Consider the following 20202-nt stretch of genomic DNA (forward strand, 5'->3'; position numbering starts at 1 on the left):
GACGTGGACTCACACGCCCGACTCACCGCCGCCTACCGCGCGCTCACCGCCGACGGCGAGACGACCGCACCGACACATCAACGCCGACGACGCCGGATCGTCGCCGGCGTACTCGTGGTCGGCGCCGTGCTGCTGGGGTTCTCGCTGTCGGCAACGCCGGGCGACGCCTCGTTCTACCCACTGACCATCGCGTTGGGCGTGGTGTGGGTGATCGGTGGTGTCCTCGGCGGCCCGCTACGGGCCGGCCGATTCGCCGTCAACGGAACCGCCGACATACGCACCGCCGCCGGTCTCGGCGTCCTCGTCGGTGTCGCGGTCGGCGTGTGCTTCGTCGCCGGCGCCTTCTTCACCCGCCTCATCCCCCCGCTCAACGACCTGATCGGGCAGGTGCTGGCCTTCGCTGACAGCGGCAACCTCGCCCTCGTCGCGGTCATCACCCTGGGCAACGGGGTCGCCGAGGAACTGTTCTTCCGGGGCGCGGTGTTCACCGCCGCCATCCCCCATCGACCGATCATCACCTCGACGGTGATCTACGTGGCGGCCACCCTGGCCAGCGGCAACGTGATGCTCGGGTTCGCCGCCATCATCCTGGGGACCGTGTGCGCGGTCCTGCGACGCGCCACCGGTGGCGTTCTCGCCCCCGTGTGCACACACGTCGTGTGGTCGACGATCGTGCTGTTCGCGCTGCCGCCGATCGTCGGGTGACACCTATCCGATGCCGCCGACCGCGGGTTTGGGTGTCACGCACCTCACCGGCTACATTCATGTGTTGGTACGGCACTCGCCGACCGACCCGCGCGTATAGCTCAGCGGTAGAGCTCTGGTCTTACACACCAGCGGTCAGGGGTTCGAATCCCTTTGCGCGCACCACGATCGACACAAGCCCGGGCCGATCACGGACAGGGGCCGAGGATCGCCACGACGCCGAACCCCACCGATAACCTCCGACCGCTGCCGTTCACCGTGGCAATGAGCCGACGGGCCTCCTACATGCCAACCACCATGCGGCTGCTGGTGTAGCGCCGCACCTACCCACCGGACGCATCGACGAGGCGACCGCCTTCGCCGGCGGCACCGTCAGACGCGTGAACCGCAACCGTCGACGCCCCCGGGTCGCCACCGTCGCCGATCCCGCCACCTGATCGTCGGCTCACGGTTGCGGCGGGTCGGGTCCAACCGGTGGGCGCACGCCGCATTCCGCATCGAGAGTCTGCTCAACACACCACTATTCGTGGGTTCCGAGGGTCTTCATGTCGGAGCTGTGGCTCGCCCACGACGGGGAGAACCGCTATCGCGGGGTGTTCGAATGGCCGGGGCGGACGTGGCGAAGGCCCATGTCGGTGCACTCTGGTGGTCTCTGGAACTCGTCAGCAATCGGCGACAGCATCCGTTCTCGGATCGACGAGGGCCGGCGCGACGACACACCCCTCCCGGGACACCGCACCCGTCGGCGAGTCCATGGTGGTGTCCGGTGGCCGGACCTTGACCCAGGAGACCCGGTGTTTGACACTTGCGGACATGTTTGTGATACGGGGCACATGCCTGACCGGCTTCCTCGAGGAAGCCACCGCCCTCGGCGCAGACGGGCAGACGCTGCTCCGCAGCGCGGGCATCCCGCCCGGTGCGGTCGGTGATTTCGACTCGTTCATCACCTATGTCGCGATGATCCAGGTACTCGAGGCGGCCGCACAGACAACGGGCGCCGCCGACTTCGGACGGCGAATGGCACACCGCCAGGGCATCGAGATCCTCGGCCCGGTCGGTGTCGCGGCACGCACCACCCGCACCGTGGCCGAGGCATTGCACGTATTCGAGAACTACCTGGCCGCCTACAGCCCCGCGATCACCATCGAGGTCACCGCACATCCGTCCACCGAGACCACGTTCATGGAGTTCCGGCTACTCATTCCCGATCCCCCGCCGCACCGGCAGGCCATGGAGATGTCTCTCGGTGTGGCCCTACGCGTGCTCCGATTCCTGCTGGGGTCGACGTATTCCCCACTGAGCGTGCACATCCCGCACGAGCCACTGGGTTCCCGTTCGGACTATTTGCGCGAGTTCGGTTGCACGCCAAGATTTTCCGAGACCAAGGCGGGCTTCACCCTGCAGTCCGCGGACCTGGCACGCCCTCTGGTCGCCGACGAGACGGCCCACCTGGCCATGTTGGGATACCTGACCACCGTGATCGGCCGACAGGACCGCCACGTGAGTTCCGCGGTCCGCGATCTCGTCCGGCAACTCCTCCCCACCGGTGCGGCCACCCTCGAGGTCACCGCACGACAGTTCCATCTGCATCCCAAGACACTGCAGCGACGCCTGGCCACCGAAGGCCACACCTTTGCCGGCATCGTCGACGGCGTCCGTCGCGAACTCGCCGAACGTTGGCTCCGGGACACCGACATGACGCTGACGCATCTCGCTCACGAATTGGGTTATTCCGAACAGAGCGTCCTGTCACGATCCTGCCGCCGATGGTTCGGGATGGGCCCGGCCGAGTTCCGCGCCGGGCACCGACTCGACCCCAAGAGCGCAATGAACCGTGCCCCAGGTCACAAGCCTGTCCTCTCCGGTCAAGAATCTGTCGTCTGAGGTCAAGAGATCGCCGCGAATGACCGGCATGGTGTTCATCACAGCCCAACACGCAGTGAAAGGAACACCACAATGACTGCTCCCACCACCCGCCCGGTTCCCGGGCCCGCCACCACCATGTCCGGCGCCCTGCTGCCCGTCATGCCTTTGCCCCAGGGTGAACTGCTGACCGTCAACACCGAGCAGAGCCCGCTGATCCGCGACTCCCTCGGACCGGGCGTGCACTTCAAGCCACTGCGCCTGGATCTCGAACGCGGCGAGTGGGTCGTGCTGGCCACTTTCGCGCCCGGTACCTCGATCCCGCTGCACTATCACACCGGCACCGTCGACGGATACACCCTTTCGGGCTGCTGGTACTACTCCGAGTACCCCGACCAGCCGCAGACCGCCGGGTCCTACCTGTACGAGCCCGGCGCCTCCGCCCACAGCCTGACCTGCCCGGCGACCAACACCGAAGACACCGTCGTGCTCTTCTCCATCACCGGCGCCAACGTCAACTTCAACGAGGACGGCAGCTTCCACTCCGTCCTCGACGCCGCCCTCATCGCGCACCTCACCGGCGCCCTGTCCGAAGCCCAGGATCTCGGCCCGATCAACTACATCACCGGTGGCTTCGCCGGCTACACCGTCGAGGAGGTCTGATGCGCGCGGTGGGTATGCAGGATTCCCGACTGACGGTCACCGAGATCGCTGAACCCACACCCGGCCCGGGTGAGGTGCTCGTCGACGTGCTGGCCTGCGGTATCTGCGGCAGTGACCTGCACTGCGCGGCTCACGGCCCCGAATTCAACAAGGCCACCCACGGCGCGGCGGGCGTCGAACTGCTCGATTTGTCCAGGCCGGTGGTGTTCGGTCACGAGTTCGTCGCCCGGGTGTCCGCCTACGGTCCCGACACCCAGCAGAACATCCCCGTCGGAGCGCGCGTCGTGTCGATGCCGATCCTGCGGCGCGAGCAGCCGGTCATGCTGGGCTTCGCCGGAGCCGAGGCCCCCGGGGCCTATGCGGAAAAGATGGTGCTCAGCGAGCCGCTGCTGATCCAGGTCCCCGACCACGTCGACACCGACATCGCCGCTCTGACCGAACCGCTGGCGGTCGCCTATCGCGCGGTGAACCACGCCGGCGTCACCGAGAACACGGTGCCGCTCGTCGTCGGTTGCGGCCCCATCGGCCTCACCGTGATCGCGGTTCTGAAGATGAAGGGCATCGGCCCGATCGTCGCGGCCGACTTCTCGCCGGAGCGACGTGCACTGGCAACCCGCCTCGGTGCCGACATCGTCGTCGACCCGGCCGAGCAGTCTCCGTACGAAGCGCTGCACGCTGCGGCGGCCACCGATGACCAGGCCCGGATGGCCGCTCCGACCGCAGTCCTCGGGCAACTGCCGCTGCGTCCCACCGTTGCCTTCGAGTGCGTCGGCGCGCCGGGACTGATCCAGCAGATCATCTCCGGCATTCCGGCCGGCTCGCGCATCGTGGTCGTCGGGATCGCGATGGGCTCCGACAGCTTCGAACCCGGCCACGGGATCCTGAAGGAACTCGACATTCAGTTCTCGCTGTACTACAGCCCGGTGGAGTTCGCCGAGACCTTCGCCCATCTCGCGGCCGGCGACTTCGACGTCGCGCCGCTGCTGAGCGACACCGTCGGGCTCGACGGCGTCGCCGATGCCTTCGAACGTCTGCGAACCAACCCGCACGACGCGAAGATTCTCGTCGATCCGACCCGCTGAGCACATCGGGCCAGTCGTGTCCGTACCGTCGCGACTCAGGCGACGGTACGGACACGCTTTGCGCCCCTGCACACATGCGGCGGGTGGAGGCGAACGGTGATCTGAGGTCTGCCGACCGAATGCGAGTCTGCACAGCAAAGCGATCACACTCTTCGCGCCGGGTGCCTTGACCCTGGCATCGCACCGAAAGTGACAAGCCAAGCGGGCCGTGACTACTACAGCGTGTCGACCTCGCCGTCTGTACGCTCCCACGCTCCGACGATCAGGGCGTCGATCTGCTGTTCGTCCAGGTTCATGTAGGCCATTGTCGGCAGTACCGGCGCAGCGAGCCCGACCGAACGCGCCGAGTCGGCGACCGCTCCCCGTAGGTACCCGAAGAGATACTCGGCTCCCCAGCCGGTCAGCATGTCGCGTAATTCGTGCTCGGCGGGCGCACTGCTGTCGTTGCCCAGATGGAATCGCACCTCACAGTCCTGCAGTGACACCATCTGATCGTCGACGACCTGAACAGCACCCCGAACTCGCACAGTCGGATGGTCCCGACCGTCGCCCTTGTCGGAGGTCTTGACAGACAGTGCGACGCTGACTCCGTCCGGCTGGTCATCCTCGGCAGTGACCACGATGAACTCCGTGCCGAAGGGCGCGGGGGTGTTGTCGTCGGCCCACCGACGAATGACCGAACGGCAATGCCAACGAATATTCGCGCCGGTTACCCGATCCTGGAGAGAACCCATCACGCGAACTTGCCCACTCGTCGCGGGCGCACGACGTCTGACGATTCGTCGACAAACCCGTCCTCCGCGTCGTAGAGCAGCCGGTTCGAGGGCATGAATCCGCGCACCAGACTCTGCTCGTACTCCGCCTCGATCTCACTGCAATGCACCACCCGCATATCGAGAGCCGCTTTGCACTGTGTGAGGTACTGGCGGATATCGGACAGCCGCGGGTTACTGTCCAGGCGTTCCATCCTGGACACGGTGCTGTGGTCGACGCCCATCAATGCGGCCAGTCGGCGCTGGCTGAGTCCGGCTGCCTCACGAGCTTCCACCAACTCGCGCTTGAACTGGACCTCGGCCCGAGCAGAGCGCCGTGCTGCAAGCCGCTTGACCGACAAGATCATGCGCACTCCTTTGATCCGTTCGATGTCGCCAGTGTTGCACAGTGTGCACCATGTGTCCGTCAGAGGGTGCGAAATAGCAGGTCACGGTCCCGGCACCATCTCACGACGACGTCCATCGCCTGACGCACATGTTTGGTCTGCTTGTCGCTGGACCTCGGTGTCGCACCACGGCCGACGCGCTCGCGCATCTCACGTGCCGTCTTGAACCCCAGAAAGGCCGCAAGCAAGACTCTGTCGATCTCCGGCTCAGCGAAATAGAGGCGGTACTCGCGGCTGCCGCGCTCGCTTCGCCGCGCGATCCCGGTCGCCTGAGTTCGCCCAGCCACGGTTTGTTGAGTCGATGGATCCGTTCCCCGATCGGAGCGTCGTAGTCCGCCTCCCCGAGACCGTCTACGGTCGCGGCCTCCATCAACGCATCGAGCAACTCGAGCGCGTCGACTTCGAATGGAGTTTCGTCGTCGGGATCGGCGGGGTTCCGCTCCGCCTCGAGGGTCGCTCTGACCGCCTCGTACGGGTCAGTGGTGCGCCATTCGCAGTACCCAGCTTCCGCTCGCGAGGGTGCCCCTCGACGAATCACGACATCACTCGCTCACCACCGGGGCGATCCGACCACCGAAGAGCCCACCGAGTTCCGCGCGTCCTCGTCACAGTCGCACGGTAACGCCGAGGTGTGACAGTCGGCCGACGTCCCGTGTCCTGGCGATCCCCACGTCCCCCGCCCGAATGAACCGGCGCGAGCCCGAAGCCACGGCAAACACGCCACGTCGGACCATTACCCTCGCGAAATCGGTCTCAGGTGTCTTTAATCATCTGCATGGAGTCCGCACAGACACGTCGTGGCCGGGGTCGCCACGCCCGGATCGTGGTCGCAGTTCTTTCCGTCATCGTCGGCCTGACGACCGCATGCTCGGTGAGTGGTACGCCCGTCGCGGCCGGGCCCGCCATCGACGGCTTCGTCACCGGCGTCACCGCGATCAACGATTCCGGGGCGAGTTCGTCGACGGTCACCGGCACCCTGAGCGGCGGCGACGACGCGGGCCCCAAGCTGACGCTCCGGGACAACGTCACCGCCGTCAACGGTGGTTCGTTGCTGCAGGACACCACCTCGACGGCGCCGATCCAGTCGATGCGCATCGCTCTGGAGGCCAAGCGCAACGGGCAGCCCACCGGAGCGCCGGCACCGGGATACACCGAGGTGAAACTGGGGTCGGCCACCTCCAACGCGTCGGTGGTGATGACCTTGGCACAGACTTTGCCGTCGGAGGACTTCGCCTTCTACTTCGCCGGCGTCGACGCATCCGGCAATCAGGGACCGTTGGTACGCCAGGAGGTCAAGGCCATCAAGGTGGGCACCGGTGCCGTGCAGGTGACCGCGTCCTGGGACGTCGACAGCGACCTGGACCTGATCCTCGTCGAGCCGTCGGGCAGCAAGATCTACTTCAACGAGAAGACCTCGTCGAGCGGCGGTGAACTCGATCTCGACTCCAACGCCGACTGCGATATCGACGGCAAGCGCAACGAGAACATCACCTACCCGCAGGCCGCGTCGGGCACCTACACGGTGTACGTCAACCTGTACGCGTCGTGCGGCACGTCCTCGACGAACTACGTGGTGACGGTCAGCGTGGGTGGGCAGGCACCGCAGACCTATACGGGCAATCTCTCGACCCCGAACCGGACCGCCGACACCTCCGAGATCCACGAGGTCACCACCTTCCAGGTCGGCTGAACCACACTCCGTCCCGCACGCCGCGTCGACGCGCGGACGTGCCGTCTGCGACAGTGCGGTCGAATGACCACCCGGGAAATCCGCGACATCGGTTGGGTATCGTGACGTCGACATCGCGGATGGCGCACCAAAGGGGGTCTGGTTGAACGCGAGCACGGGCGGGACTGTCGGCGGCTACCGACTCGTCGCGCCCATCCGCGCCGACGCCCTCGGCCAGGTGTTCATCGCCGACCACTCCGCACCGCCGCGGCGTGAGGTCTTGCGGATTCTCGCAATCGACACCCGCACCCCGGAGGCGCCGTCGCAGTTCGCCCACCGGGCACGAGCGATGCAGGGTGTCATCCATCCCGGCCTGGCCGGAGTCCTGCAGTTCGGCGTCGACGCCGGCCGGGCGTGGCTGACCAGCCGTTACGTCGACGGCCATCTCCTCACCGGCGACCGACGGACCGACGCGCAGGCGCTCGCGATCGCAGACCTGATCGCCGACGCCCTCGACCATGCCCACCGTCGTCACCTGGTCCACGGGGACCTCGCGCCGAATCAGATCCTGCTCGCCTCCGACGTCGCGGCCGGGTCGCCCGGCAGCGCCGTCCTGCTCGACCTCGGCGTGATCGGCCTCACCGGACGTCCCACACTCGATCCGCTGGCGGGAACCGCGATCTACACGGCACCGGAGGTCATCGGCGGGCAGACCGCCGGCCCGGCCTCCGACCAGTACTCACTCGCCTGCATCCTCTACCAATTGCTCACGGGTACAGCACCTTTCATCGGATCATCGGATGCGGAGGTGATCGACGGCCACCTCCATCGGCCGGCACCGCCGCTGAGCACCCACCGGCCCGACCTCGCTGCCGCCGACCGGGTGTTCGGGCACGCCCTCGACAAGGCACCCACCCGCCGCTATCCGGACTGCCGGTCGTTCGTCGCCAGTGTCGCTGCGGTACTCGGCGGTTCCGGCGCGGCGGCGCCTTCCGTTGCACCCGAGGCGGCACCGTCTCTGCGTGGACGCGGCCAGTCATCGACGCCCGCACCCGCGCCCACGCCGGAGGCGGCACTCGTGCCACCGCCATCCGCGCCCGCACCGAGACACATCACGGAGCCGGCCTCCACGGCGCCGGGCGCCGTATCAGGGGCAACCATCACTCCGCCGACCGGTCCTGCCGCGTCGCCTCCCACGCTGGTGCCCACCGACACGACGCCTCCACCACCGGTGCCGTCGGCGTTCACCGAACCTCCGCGTACGCCCGCGACCGCGCCGCCGGCGAGCGAACCGCCGCCGACCTCCGCGTCGTCGCAAGCCCTCTTCGCCGCTGCGGCGACACCATCGGGGACGACCTCGCCCGAGGCGCTACCCCCGCCCGCCGACCGCTCACCCGGCCCGGAGCGTCTCGGCCACACCTATCCCGGCAGCGCAGCCCCGACGGCACCGAACCCCGACGCCGCCACACCCACGCCGCGCCGTCGGCCGCGACGCGCACTGGCGATCGGCCTCGGCGTCCTGGCCGCGGTGCTCGTCGCGGCCATCGCCGTGGGCGCCACCCTGCTGGTCGTCGGCGACGGCTCCGGTGACCTGACCCAGGTGACGGCCACGACGCTGTCGACCGGACACGGCACCACGTGCACCATCCGCGACAAGCAGGCCTACTGCTGGGGTGATGCGGCGGACGGCAAACTCGGGACCGGTGCCACCTCACCGGCGATGACGCCGGTGAAGGTCGAGGGACTGACCAACGTCACCGCCATCGCGGTGGGCTGGACGTCGGTGTGCGCGGTGCTCGACGGTTCACTGTACTGCTGGGGCGGCAACGCCGACGGCCAACTCGGTGACGGCAGCGTTACCGACCACCCGACCCCGACCAAGGTCCGGGGTCTGACCCACGTCACATCGGTCACGGTCGGCTCCGACGTCAGCCTGTCGGGCAACGACATTGCCACGACGTCGACGGTCTGCGCGGTCGCCGACGGCGGCGCGTACTGCTGGGGCGCCAACACCCATGGCCAGATCGGCAACGGCACCACCGACCCCAGCAATGTCCCGACCAAGGTCCGGGGCATCTCCGATGTCACCGCGATGACCACCGATTCCGCCCAGACCTGCGCGTTGACCCGCCCGGGGGACGTGTACTGCTGGGGCGACAATCGGCAGGGCCAGTTGGGCGACGGCACGATGACCGATCAGCGGTCCCCGGTCCGTATTCCGAACGTGTCGTCGGCGACCGACGTCGCCACGGCGGTCGGCACCACGTGCGCGGTCAGCGACGCCGCCCTGTGGTGCTGGGGCAACAACACCTACGGCCAGATCGGCGACGGGACACGACGACTCACGCGCGTGCCGACACAGGTGGCCGGGATATCGAATGTCCGCAGCGTCGCCCTGGGAGGCCAGACCATCTGCGCCACCACCGACGACGCACCGTATTGCTGGGGCAACAACAACAGCAACGCGGCGGTGAAGGACCCGCGCGGGTACCTGCTGACACCGACCAAGGTCACCGGCATCACCGGAACGGCGACAGCGGTGACGACGGCGGCCGCGACGACCTGCGCCGCCACCGAGGAGTCGGTGTACTGCTGGGGCTACAACCAGGACGGTGAGGCCGGTATCGGTTCCGCCGACTACATCGAGTCGCCGACCGAGGTCGCGTTCTGATGCGGGCCGACACGCTGCGCTCGGTGGTGCGGCCCTCGCCGGTGGTGCGGACTGAGGGGATCCGGTAGAGATGGCGCAACTGGAGATCGGCAGCTCCTTCGCGGGCTACCACGTCCTGGACAAACTGGGTTCCGGCGGCATGGGGGCGGTGTATCTCGTCGAGCACCCGCACCTGCTGCGCCGCGAAGCCCTCAAGATCATCTCCCTGTCCGTCAGCGACAACACCGAGTTCCACCAGCGCTTCGTCAACGAGGCCCGCACGGTGGCGATGCTGAACCATCCCGGGATCGTCGCCATCCACCACTACGGCGTCACCGACGACGCCCCGTGGTTCACCATGACCTACGTCGACGGCACCGACCTGACCCACGGCGGGCTACCCGACACCGATGTCGCCACCATCGCCACCCGGGCGTCGGCCGCGCTGGATTACGCCCACCGCCACCAGGTCATCCATCGCGACATCAAACCCGCCAACATCATCTGCACCCGCGAACCCGACGGCAGCATCGACCAGGTCGTCCTGCTCGATTTCGGCATCGCCAAACTCGCCGACTCTACCCGGATGACCGCCACCCACGCGTTCATCGGCACACTCGCCTACGCCGCGCCCGAGATCATCGACGGCCACCCCGCCGGACCGGCATCCGATCAGTACTCGCTGGCCTGCACCATCTACGAACTCCTCACCGGCCGTGCGCCTTTCGACGCGCCCACCCCGTCGGCCATGATGGCTGCCCTGCTCGCCAAACCCGCGCCGCCGATCTCGACCCTGCGTCCGGACCTCGCGGCCCTCGACCCGATCTTCGAGCGGGCCCTGGCCAAAGACCCGACGCAGCGCTACCCCGACTGCGCCGCCCTCGCCGGCGAACTCACCACGGTCCTGGCCGCCTCGTCCGGTCAGGGTCCCGCAGCCGACTCCGTCCCACTCACCTCGGGCACCTTCGGCGCATCGGTGGCCGCGTCGCCCGTACCCGATGCACCCGCACCCGGTCTGATCGACGGCAACGCCCCGACCGTCGAATCGCGTGACCGGTCGCCGCATCGTCGACGCAACTGGCTCCTGGCGGCGGCCGCCCTGATCGTGGTGGCCGTCCTCGCCGTGGCCGCCACCGTGTGGGCGACGCACCGGTCCGATTCGTCGCCGGTGGACGCGGTGGCCGCTCCGTCGTTCACCGACATCTCCGTCGGGGTCTTCGTGTCCTGCGCCATCCGGGACCGGGAGGCGTACTGCTGGGGACAGAACGATCACGGCCAGTTGGGCGACGGCTCCAACAGCAACCAGACGACGCCCACCAAGGTGGTCGGCATCACCGATGTCACCGACATCTCGGCCAGCGGCAGCAGCGTCTGCGCGGTGGCCTCCGGTGAGGCGTATTGCTGGGGAACCCTGGACAACATCCGGACCCCCACCAAGGTCCCGGGCATCAGCGACGTCACCGACATCTCCACCAACGGGTCGAGTTTCTGCGCCATCGCCGGCAGCTTCCTGTACTGCTGGGGCACCAACACCGAGGGGCAACTCGGCGACGGCACCACGACCGCGCGCACCGCACCCACCAAGGTCGAGTCACTGCAATCGGTCACCGATGTGTCCGTGGGCGACGAGACGACGTGCGCCATCGCCGACAGCGACGCGTACTGCTTCGGACACAACGAGCAGGGACAGATCGGCGACGGCACGCGGGTCAACAGGCTCACCCCGACCCCGGTGAAGGATTTCACCTATCCGGCGGCGATATCGTCCGGCGACACCTTCGACGACGGGACGACCTGTGCGCGCCGATCCGACGATGCCGCGTATTGCTGGGGGGACAACACGTCCGGGGCCATCGGCGACGGCACGACGACCACTCGGCTCACCCCGGTGACGGTGTTGCCGGACACCTTGTCGGTCGTGACCGGCTACGGGGCGACCTGCGCGATCACCACCGCACGAACCCTCAAGTGCTGGGGAGACTCCCGCGGGCCGCGAGGCTTCGACGATCAGCTGACCCCCGCCGATGTCCCGGGTCTGAAGAATGTGACAGCGGTGTCGATCACCAGCGGAACCTCCTGCGCCATCGCCGACGACGACATCTACTGCTGGGGACTCAACAGCTACGGCGAGATCGGCAACGGAACCACCGACTCCGTACGGACGCCGACGAAGGTCACCTTCTCCTGACGCGGGATCATCCATTCGTGATCAACCTGTAGCCCCCCTCGAATTGCAACAGAAGTGACTGATGTAGTTCAGTGGGACTATTGTGACTAAAGTTTTCAGACCTCGCCCCACAGTCGGCGGCTATCGTCGCCGCCGGACCCTGCGTCGTATCGGCGTGGCCACGCTCGGCGCGTCGGCGGCCATCGCCTTCCTCGGAGCGGGAACGGCCTCGGCCGACCCGATCGACGACATCGCCGGCGCTATCGCCGGGCAACTGCCCAACTCGTCGTCGGAGCTCGGTGGGCTTCAGGATCTGCTCCCCGCGATCCCCGGGCTGGGCGATCTGCTGCGCCCCGACGGCGCACCCGGAACCACACGTTGCACCTCGGTCATCCAGATCGGTGACTCCACCTCGGTCGGCGTCGATGACACCTCCCACGTCCCCACCGCCGCCGACACCCTCTCGGCACAGTACAAGCGCGTGGGTGCGACGACGGTCGAGCTCGACGCCGACGGTGGCCGCTCGATCGTGGAGAAGCTCAACGGACGCCCGAACGCCGACGACGCCGTGGCCGCCCATCTGGCCAAGGGACAGCAGGGCTGCTGGGTGATCGCGATGGGTGTCAATGACGCCGCCAACATCGCGGTCGGCAGTTCGGTGGACGCCGATGCACGAATCGACCGCATCATGGGTCAGCTCCAGGGCCGGCCGGTGCTGTGGCCGACGGTCGCCACCTCCGACCCGAGCAATCAGGCCTACGACGCCGCGGCGATGACGTCGTTCAACAATGCGTTGCGTCGGGCGTCGGTGCGGTATGCGAACCTGGCCGTCTACGACTGGGCGGCGGTCGCCCAGCCGGGCTGGTTCGCCGACGGCATCCACTACACCGCCGCCGGTACCGCCGAACGCAACCGTCGCTTCGCCGACGCGCTGGCCACCGCTTTCCCTCCCGGAACAGGTGCCACACCGACGGTGAAATGGGTCGCGGGCTGAGTCCTCGAGACCCTTGCGGATGCAAAGGACCTCCGCATCGAAAACCTTTGTGACACACTCTGATTTCGCGAATCGGACAGACCTTCACCCGTCCGGACGACAGTCCCGTGACGGCGCTGTGGAATTGTCGGCGGACATGGCTACACTGATCGGCTGGTGCACCCTTTCGGCGCACCTGGACACAGTTGTCACCCCCGCCCGCCTCCAGAACGAAGCCGCAGTCTGCCCGTATGCCACGTCCCACCCACAAGGGGTCCACGTACCTCCCCGCACTCGACGGCCTCCGCGCGCTCGCGGTCGGCTTCGTCGTGCTCTACCACCTCCACGTCCCGGGATTCTCCAGCGGACTGCTGGGCGTCGGGGTGTTCTTCACCCTCAGTGGATTCCTGATCACGTCGCTGTTGCTGGCGACGCGGGCACGCACCGGCGGCTTCGAACTCAAACGTTTCTGGCTCGCACGTGCGCGCCGACTCATCCCGGCGGTGTTGCTCGTCCTGGGCACCTCGCTGATCGCGGCCGCGATCGCGATGCCCGACAAACTCGCGAAGTTCTCCTGGCAGGCGCTCTCGGCCCTGTTCTACGTCAACAACTGGTACAACATCGGATCGTCGGACTCCTACTTCGACAGGTTCAGCGGACCGGGCCCGTTCGATCACCTCTGGTCGCTGTCGATCGAGGAGCAGTTCTACCTGTTCTGGCCGCTGCTCCTGGGGCTGCTCCTGCTGGTCTTCAAGAAGCGGATCTGGGTCACCCTGGTGATCCTCGCCCTGGCGCTGGTCTCGTTCCTGCTGCTCAACGGCGTGGCGCACGCCGGCTTCGACAACACCCGCGCCTACGAGGGCACCGACACCCGCGCCGGCGGACTCCTCCTCGGAGCGGCGTTGGCGTTCTGGTGGCCGGCCCGCGCCCGGACGGTCAGCCACAATCAGCGCTGCACCATCGACGTGTTCGCACTGGCCGGACTGGGTCTGATGGTCTACCTGATCGCGACCACCCCCGACGGATCGCTGTCGCTGTATCAGAACGTCATCGCGCTCCTGTCGATCGCAACGGTCGCGGTCCTCATCGCCACGGTGGTACCGGAATCGCTGGTCGCGACGGTGCTGGCGATCCCACCACTGCGATGGATCGGTGAACGCTCCTACGGCATCTACCTCTGGCACATGCCGATCATCGCGTTCATGCCGGCGACCTTCCGGTCCGAGAAACCCGTGACCACCGGCATCATCGTCGTCGTCACGACGCTGATCCTGTCGTCACTGTCCTGGCGGTACGTCGAGGACCCGATCCGACGTCAGGGTTTCCGCAAGGCCTTCACCACTCCCCGCGATCCAGAAGACACACTCATGAACCACTTCCTGGCCTGGTTGATCGCCCTCACCACCCGCTTCACCGGATGGCTGGACGCCCTCCAGCAGCGCGTCGAAGCCCGCGCGGCGCAGACCGCGACACCGGAGATCGTGACCCCGGACACCCTGACCCCGGACACCGCCGGTCCCCTCGCGCAGGCCACGTCGTCGACCGCACCGGAGACGGTCCCGGCGACGTCGGGCTGGCAACTCGGCGTGCCCGGCGACACCGCGCCCGAACCGGCCGACGTCAGCACCGGCGAGAACTCACCCACAGGAGACCCCACACCGGCCGAGGCACCCGATCCGATGGAGGTCGAAACGCTCTCGTCCGCGGACATGCCCATCGACGTCGAAGCCGCACTCGACGAGGGCTACCTCTCGGCCACCGAGACCGTCGAAACCCCGGCCGTCTCGCTCACCAAGGCCGAACCCGACGCACCGGCAGACGAAGCACCAACGGACGACGACGCCACCGCCGAGATTCCGGTGGCCCGCGCCGCCGCCGATGCGGACCTCGAGGAGACCGCGACCGTCGATGACGCAGCCGTCGATGACGATGCCACGATCGAGATTCCCATCATGCGGGTTGTCGACACCCCGGACTCGATGAGCAGTGAGCCGAGCAGCGCGGCCGATCACGCCCCGTCTGACACCGGCGAAACCCTCGGCGGTTCCGAACCGACACCCGCGGTCGGACCGACCGACGCCGACACGGTCCAGATCCCGGTCGCCATCGACGTGGAGGCCGCGCTGGACGCCACCGATTTCGTGGCGAACGAGCAGCCGGTGAACGACGCCCCCGTTCTCGAAAGCCCGGTTCACGAGAGCCCGGTTCACGAAAGCCCGGCCTCCCCGGCCGACGCCGAGACCGCCCGCATCCCGGTCGCGCCACCCCGACCCGGTCAGCCGCCGCATGGTCCGCACGGCCCGGCTCCGTCGACACCGAGTCTGCGGCGACGTCGCCGGCAGTCGCATCTGATCATCTCGATCGTCGTGGTCGCCGCGCTGGCGGTCGGCGGACTCGTCGCGCTCGGCGGACTGCATGCCGACACCCCGGATTCGCTGGACAATGCGTCCCTGGCCGAGGATCTCCCGACGACGCCGTCGACCCGACCGGCCGGGCCACTGCTGCCGGTCACCCAACGCCGCACCAGCTGCACGACGGTGATCCACATCGGTGACTCGACATCGATCGGTATGAACGACCCCGACAACCTGCCCAACCCCGCCGACCGGATCGCCGGACGGTACCGGGCAGTCGGTGCGAAGAACGTCATCACCGACATCCAGGGCGCCCGGTCGAGCCTCGAACTGGTCAACGGCGAGCCGAACGCGGTGACCGCGATCCAGGGTCACCTGGCGCGCGGCGAACGTGGCTGCTGGGTGATGGCGATGGGAATCAACGACACCGCCAATGTGGAGGTCGGCGGCCAGGGACCGGTCGACATGCGCATCGACCGGCTGCTCGGCCCCCTGAAAGACGAGCAGGTGCTCTGGCCGACGGTGATCACCAGCCCGTTGAACCAGAATCCGGCGTACAACAATGCCGCCATGCAGCGGTTCAACAAGGCGCTGCTCCGCGCCTGCAAGCGCTACCCGAACCTGCGTCTGTACAACTGGGCCGCCGAGGCGCGTCCCGACTGGTTCAGCGACGGCATCCACTACACCCCGGCCGGCTACATCCAGCGCGCCTACCGATTCTCGATCGCCTTGGCGTCGGTGTTCCCGGCCACCGACGCACCGCCTCAGGGATGCCTACTCGAGTCGTCGGGCGTGCAGACGATCCCGCCGTCGCCGACACCGCGTCCCGCACCGACCAGCCCGCAGACCGCAACGCCGCCCCGCCAGGGCTGACCCACCGGGTTGCGTCGCGAGCGAAACCCACTGTCCCCCATTAGGATCACCCATGAACGGGGCCTGTCCCCCGCGTGATCGACAGGGCCGGAAGCCGATGATGTCGCGAAGGTCGCAGCGGTCTACACTTTGACCGGCCGCTGCCGCGAACCAACCCTCGTCTCGAACCACCCAACGCCGACGTGTCCCCGGGGGCCACACCCATCAACGATTTCCTGCTCGCCCTGCTCACCGTGGTCAATCGTCTCGTGTCCTGGTTGACCGGCGTACAGGCACGTCATCTGGCCCGGCGCACCGAGGCCGCCACGGTCACCGGCACCTCGGAGCCGGTCGTCACCGCTCCCGCCGCCGAACAGGCCCATGAGCTCGTCGGAGCCGGTGTCGGACCCGCCATCAGCGGATATCCCCCGCCGCCGGTCCCATCGACGTCGCTCGTCGACGACGATGAGTCGGACCCGGCAGTCGATTTCACGACTGCCGACGATCCGGCGCCCACCACCGAGCCGGACGCCACCGAACCTGACACCACCGAGCCGGACACCACCGCGTCGCCCACCACCGACGCGGAATCAGCACCGACGCTCGAACGCGACGACGCCATCGGGGTCCCCGACACAGCGCCGTCGGTAGGCGATCCGGACGCGGCAACGCCTGCGAGTGATCCGGCCGATCGTTGCGCCCACGATGATTCTCAGGGCGAGCTGTCCACGCCCGGGAGCGACGTCGCCGACGACCACGCCGACACTCACACCGACGCCGACGCCGACGCCGACGCCGACTCGGATGAAACCCCGGCCGACGACACCGGCCCCGAGACGGATGCTCGGGTGGAAGTCCCGATGCTCGCAGTCGCCGCCGAGGCCACCGACGACGACCACATCACCGCCGACCACATCACCGACGACATCACCGCCAACGAGGCCGACGAGGCCGCCGACGAGGCCGAGGTCGACGCCTCGGATTCCCGGGTCGGAAACGTCGCCGAACCAGCCGACGACCTGGCCCCGATCCCGGCGCCGATCCCGATGATGCGACAGCGACGCCGAGAGTTGATGCCGCCCCTCGGTGCCCGACCGGACACGCCCGTCCCGGACTCGCCGCTCGCCGCCACCGCCGTGGAAGCCGACGCCGCCACCGAACCCTTCCCCGTCCACGTCGACGAGCCGGCCACACCCGCCGCGGCCGTCGCCGCCGAGACCGAGCCGGCCCCGCCCACCCCCGTGGCGCCGGGTCGCATCCGGCATGCGCTCGCCCTCGACGGTCTGCGGGGTATCGCGGTGCTGTCGGTGGCCGTGTATCACTTCTACGGACCCGCGATGCCCGGTGGATATCTCGGCGTCGACATCTTCTTCGTCCTGTCCGGGTTCCTCATCACCTCGCTGTTGGTGCGCGAGCGCGGCGCCACCCACGCCACCTCCCTGTCGCGGTTCTGGCAACGGCGAGCGCGACGCATCCTGCCCGCGGCGATCACCGTCCTGGTGATCTGCACGGCGGTCGCCGGCCTGATGGGCGGTGACGTCGCCGTCGCACTGGTCAATCAGTTCCTCGGGTCGGCGTTCTTCGTCAACAACTGGGTACAGATCGCCCAGTCGCACAGCTACTTCGCCGACACCTCACCGCAGATCTTCATGCACTATTGGTCGCTGGCAATCGAGGAGCAGTTCTACCTCGTCTGGCCGTTGGCGTTCATCGCGATGCTGTGGCTGCTCCGGCGCGCTCGACTGCGGACACGGCTGCGCACCATGGCGGTGGTCGCGGCCGGCCTCGCGTCGGCGTCGGTGGCGGCGATGGTGCTGCTCTACGACCCGAGCACCGACCCGAGCCGCGTCTACTTCGGCAGCGACACCCACTCCTTCGGGCTGCTCATCGGCGTGGTGCTGGCGCTGCTGGTCACCACACCCGACGCCGACGCCCACGACTCGTGGCCGCGACGGGTCGGTGCCCGTGCGGCGACCGTGATCGGGTGGACCCTCGCACCGTTGGCCTTTGTCGGACTCGTCGTCCTGTTGTTCACGCTTCCCGACACGGCGCCGGTCACCTATCGCGGCGGCCTGGTGGCGGCGAGCATCCTCACCGCCTGTGTCGTCCACAACGCCATCCGCGACACCGGACCGGTGGCGGCGTTGCTGCGCATCCGGGTCCTGCGGTGGCTGGGCGAGCGGTCGTTCAGCCTGTACCTGTGGCATTGGCCGGTCGTGGTGTTCCTGCGGCAATGGCTCGACGGCGGCAACGCCCGCGCCCACGAGGCGTGGCCCGACTGGGCGATCGGCATCCTCGCCGGCGTGGTCACCCTGGTCCTGTCCGAGATGTCCTACCGCTGGATCGAGACACCGTTCCGACGCCGCGGTTTCCGTGGCGTGCTTGCCGGCCTCGGTTCGTCGGAACGCGTTCCGTCCCTCGCCGCCGCGATGGCCGCGTCGATGGCCGTGGTGCTCTTCGCCGGCGTGTCCCTGGGGACCAGCCCGGCCAAGTCGCAGTTGGAGACCCAACTCGAAGAGCTCGCCCGACTCCAGCAACAAGCGAATCTTGTTGCACAGCAACAACCTCCACCGCGTCCGACGCCTGTCGCCCCGACCCTGCCGGCCGGTCGGGACATCACCGGCATCGGCGACTCGGTGATGCTCGCCTCGTCGCAGGCCCTGATCGCCCGATTCCCCGGGATCTACATCGACGCGCAGGTCTCCCGCCACTATTCCGGCGGCGAGGGCGTCATCCAGAATCTCGCCGCCACCCGAGCGCTACGCAAGTACGTGGTCCTCGGATTCGGCACCAACGGGCAGGCGTTCGACGGTCAACTCGACCGCATCCTGAAAGAGATCGGGCCCGGCCACAAGATCATCCTGCTGGTTCCGTTCGGTCCCGTCGACGGCATCCCCCAGGCGGCGCAACAGGTCCTGCGCTACGCACCGCGACACGCCGACGTCTTCCTCGCGCCGTGGTGCCAGGCGGCCGCCGCGCACCCGGAGAATCTCGGGCCCGACGACGTCCACCCGATCGGGCCGGGCACCTGGATGTATGCCGACGCCGTGACCGCCGGTCTACGTCAGGCGGTCACCGGGCAGCGGGATCGCTCGATCTCCTGCCCGATCTGAGTCCGGTCGACGCCCGGACCCGCCGACCGGTCAGCCGGTCACCCACCGGGTCGACGGGGTGGCGCCCGCACCGGGTGGATAAGCGACCGACAAGGCATCGGCGAACCCGCGGTTGCGCTCGGCGGTTCCGGCCGCGGTGTAGTGGATACCGTCGCCACCGAAGTCGTCGGCACCGGCGTGTCCGGCCCAGTCGTAGACGGCGAGATTGCCGTATCGGGTGGTCGCATCGCGCAGCGCGGTGTTGAAGGTGGCCATCGCGGCCGCACCGAAGGCCTGGTTGCTCGGGTGGGATGAGGTCACCGTCGGCCACAGCACCGGCTGGCCCTGCAGTTGCGTCATGATGCGATCGATCCGTTCGGCGGCCCCGATCCCGCCACCGGCGATGGCACCGGCATCGTTGACACCCATCGCGATGACCCAGCATCCGCGCTCACCGGCGGCGAGACGCGATGCGACGGCGTGTTCGGCGTCGGGTGACGGTCCGCCCACGACGGCCCGGCCGCTCACCGCGTCGACCGTGACCTTGGTGGCACCGATCCGGCGGTATTGCGCGGTCGCGGTGTCCCCGGCGGTGGGCAGCATCGCCGCATTGTCGGCGGCCACCGATGTCGAGTCACCGATCTGGATCACCGTCGTACACCGTGAGGTGCCCTCGCCCCGCTGTGTGATTCCCTCCGGCGTGGTTCCCTGCAGGGTCCCGAGGAGCCCGTCGACCACGCCCGGCAGATCCTGCAGACCCGGCAGATCCGTCGTCGACGACCCGCTCGGCAGCTGGGTGAGAATCCCGGAGAGGTCATCGAGCGGCGCGGCGCCGGCAGGTCCGGTGCCGAGCACGGCCAGCGCGACGCCGGCACCGATCGCACCGAGACCACCCCTGGCGATGATCCGGTGACGAGTGAACTGAGAACGGAAAAATTTCATCACAACAGTCACACTGAACTACACCAGTCAC

Annotated in this window: 13 protein-coding genes and 1 tRNA gene; 11 read left to right on the forward strand and 3 right to left on the reverse strand. The window is 68.1% G+C overall.

What is annotated here, in order from left to right; translation table 11 throughout:
• The first annotated feature begins 3 nt into the window (after positions 1-3).
• From ABLE92_RS07685 to ABLE92_RS07705, 5 genes are all read left to right on the forward strand, one after another.
• Positions 4-705, forward strand: coding sequence for a CPBP family intramembrane glutamic endopeptidase (locus ABLE92_RS07685; RefSeq protein ID WP_348804173.1), 702 nt, complete (start codon positions 4-6; stop codon positions 703-705).
• Between the two features lie 90 nt (positions 706-795).
• Positions 796-870 (forward strand) — tRNA-Val (locus ABLE92_RS07690).
• Positions 871-1518: 648 nt separating this feature from the next.
• Entirely contained in the window at positions 1519-2589 is a 1071-nt protein-coding gene (locus ABLE92_RS07695) for an AraC family transcriptional regulator (protein WP_348804174.1), read from the forward strand.
• 72 nt (positions 2590-2661) lie between these two features.
• Positions 2662-3231, forward strand: a complete 570-nt coding sequence (locus tag ABLE92_RS07700) for a 2,4'-dihydroxyacetophenone dioxygenase family protein (protein WP_348804175.1) — start codon at positions 2662-2664, stop codon at positions 3229-3231.
• Positions 3231-4313: a zinc-binding dehydrogenase gene (locus ABLE92_RS07705; protein WP_348804176.1), complete on the forward strand. Its 1083-nt coding sequence runs from the start codon at positions 3231-3233 to the stop codon at positions 4311-4313. Before ABLE92_RS07700 ends, ABLE92_RS07705 begins: the two co-directional genes overlap by 1 nt.
• Positions 4314-4528: 215 nt before the next feature.
• Here the strand turns inward: ABLE92_RS07705 and ABLE92_RS07710 are convergent, their stop codons facing one another.
• Positions 4529-5047, reverse strand: coding sequence for a hypothetical protein (locus ABLE92_RS07710; protein WP_348804177.1), 519 nt, complete (start codon positions 5045-5047; stop codon positions 4529-4531).
• Entirely contained in the window at positions 5047-5433 is a 387-nt protein-coding gene (locus ABLE92_RS07715) for a helix-turn-helix domain-containing protein (protein WP_348804178.1), read from the reverse strand. Before ABLE92_RS07715 ends, ABLE92_RS07710 begins: the two co-directional genes overlap by 1 nt.
• An 814-nt stretch (positions 5434-6247) precedes the next feature.
• Between ABLE92_RS07715 and ABLE92_RS07720 the strand changes: the two genes are divergently transcribed.
• The 6 genes from ABLE92_RS07720 to ABLE92_RS07745 all read left to right on the forward strand — a co-directional run bounded on the left by ABLE92_RS07720 (position 6248) and on the right by ABLE92_RS07745 (position 19250).
• Entirely contained in the window at positions 6248-7162 is a 915-nt protein-coding gene (locus tag ABLE92_RS07720; RefSeq protein ID WP_348804179.1) for a YfaP family protein, read from the forward strand.
• Positions 7163-7304: 142 nt separating this feature from the next.
• Positions 7305-9812 (forward strand): protein kinase domain-containing protein, encoded by a 2508-nt coding sequence (locus ABLE92_RS07725; RefSeq protein WP_348804180.1) that lies wholly within the window; start codon positions 7305-7307, stop codon positions 9810-9812.
• Positions 9813-9882: 70 nt separating this feature from the next.
• A complete protein-coding gene (locus tag ABLE92_RS07730) occupies positions 9883-11979 on the forward strand; it encodes a protein kinase domain-containing protein (protein ID WP_348804181.1) in 2097 nt (698 codons plus the stop codon).
• A 154-nt stretch (positions 11980-12133) separates the two neighbouring features.
• On the forward strand, positions 12134-12952 hold the full coding sequence (locus ABLE92_RS07735) for an SGNH/GDSL hydrolase family protein (RefSeq protein WP_348804182.1): 819 nt from the start codon (positions 12134-12136) through the stop codon (positions 12950-12952).
• 230 nt (positions 12953-13182) lie between these two features.
• Positions 13183-16158 carry an acyltransferase family protein gene (locus tag ABLE92_RS07740; protein WP_348804183.1) on the forward strand — a complete coding sequence of 992 codons (2976 nt, stop codon included), beginning with the start codon at positions 13183-13185 and terminating at the stop codon, positions 16156-16158.
• Between the two features lie 182 nt (positions 16159-16340).
• The gene (locus ABLE92_RS07745; RefSeq protein ID WP_348804184.1) at positions 16341-19250 is read left to right on the forward strand and encodes an acyltransferase family protein; all 2910 of its coding nucleotides are present in this window, start codon (positions 16341-16343) and stop codon (positions 19248-19250) included.
• Positions 19251-19280: 30 nt separating this feature from the next.
• Here ABLE92_RS07745 and ABLE92_RS07750 read toward each other — a convergent pair whose 3' ends face one another.
• A complete protein-coding gene (locus ABLE92_RS07750) occupies positions 19281-20171 on the reverse strand; it encodes an SGNH/GDSL hydrolase family protein (protein WP_348804185.1) in 891 nt (296 codons plus the stop codon).
• Positions 20172-20202 lie beyond the last annotated feature (31 nt).

Origin of the sequence: Gordonia oleivorans (assembly GCF_040044975.1) — a bacterium.
Lineage (GTDB): Bacteria > Actinomycetota > Actinomycetes > Mycobacteriales > Mycobacteriaceae > Gordonia > Gordonia oleivorans.

What these genes read in the sequence shown, in the direction of transcription:
- ABLE92_RS07695 (WP_348804174.1), top strand. Translation starts at nt 1,519, where the DNA reads ATGTTTGTGATACGGGGCACATGCCTGACCGGCTTCCTCGAGGAAGCC.
- ABLE92_RS07700 (WP_348804175.1), top strand. Translation starts at nt 2,662, where the DNA reads ATGACTGCTCCCACCACCCGCCCGGTTCCCGGGCCCGCCACCACCATG.
- ABLE92_RS07705 (WP_348804176.1), top strand. Translation starts at nt 3,231, where the DNA reads ATGCGCGCGGTGGGTATGCAGGATTCCCGACTGACGGTCACCGAGATC.
- ABLE92_RS07710 (WP_348804177.1), bottom strand. Translation starts at nt 5,047, where the DNA reads ATGGGTTCTCTCCAGGATCGGGTAACCGGCGCGAATATTCGTTGGCAT.
- ABLE92_RS07715 (WP_348804178.1), bottom strand. Translation starts at nt 5,433, where the DNA reads ATGATCTTGTCGGTCAAGCGGCTTGCAGCACGGCGCTCTGCTCGGGCC.
- ABLE92_RS07720 (WP_348804179.1), top strand. Translation starts at nt 6,248, where the DNA reads ATGGAGTCCGCACAGACACGTCGTGGCCGGGGTCGCCACGCCCGGATC.
- ABLE92_RS07730 (WP_348804181.1), top strand. Translation starts at nt 9,883, where the DNA reads ATGGCGCAACTGGAGATCGGCAGCTCCTTCGCGGGCTACCACGTCCTG.
- ABLE92_RS07740 (WP_348804183.1), top strand. Translation starts at nt 13,183, where the DNA reads ATGCCACGTCCCACCCACAAGGGGTCCACGTACCTCCCCGCACTCGAC.
- ABLE92_RS07750 (WP_348804185.1), bottom strand. Translation starts at nt 20,171, where the DNA reads ATGAAATTTTTCCGTTCTCAGTTCACTCGTCACCGGATCATCGCCAGG.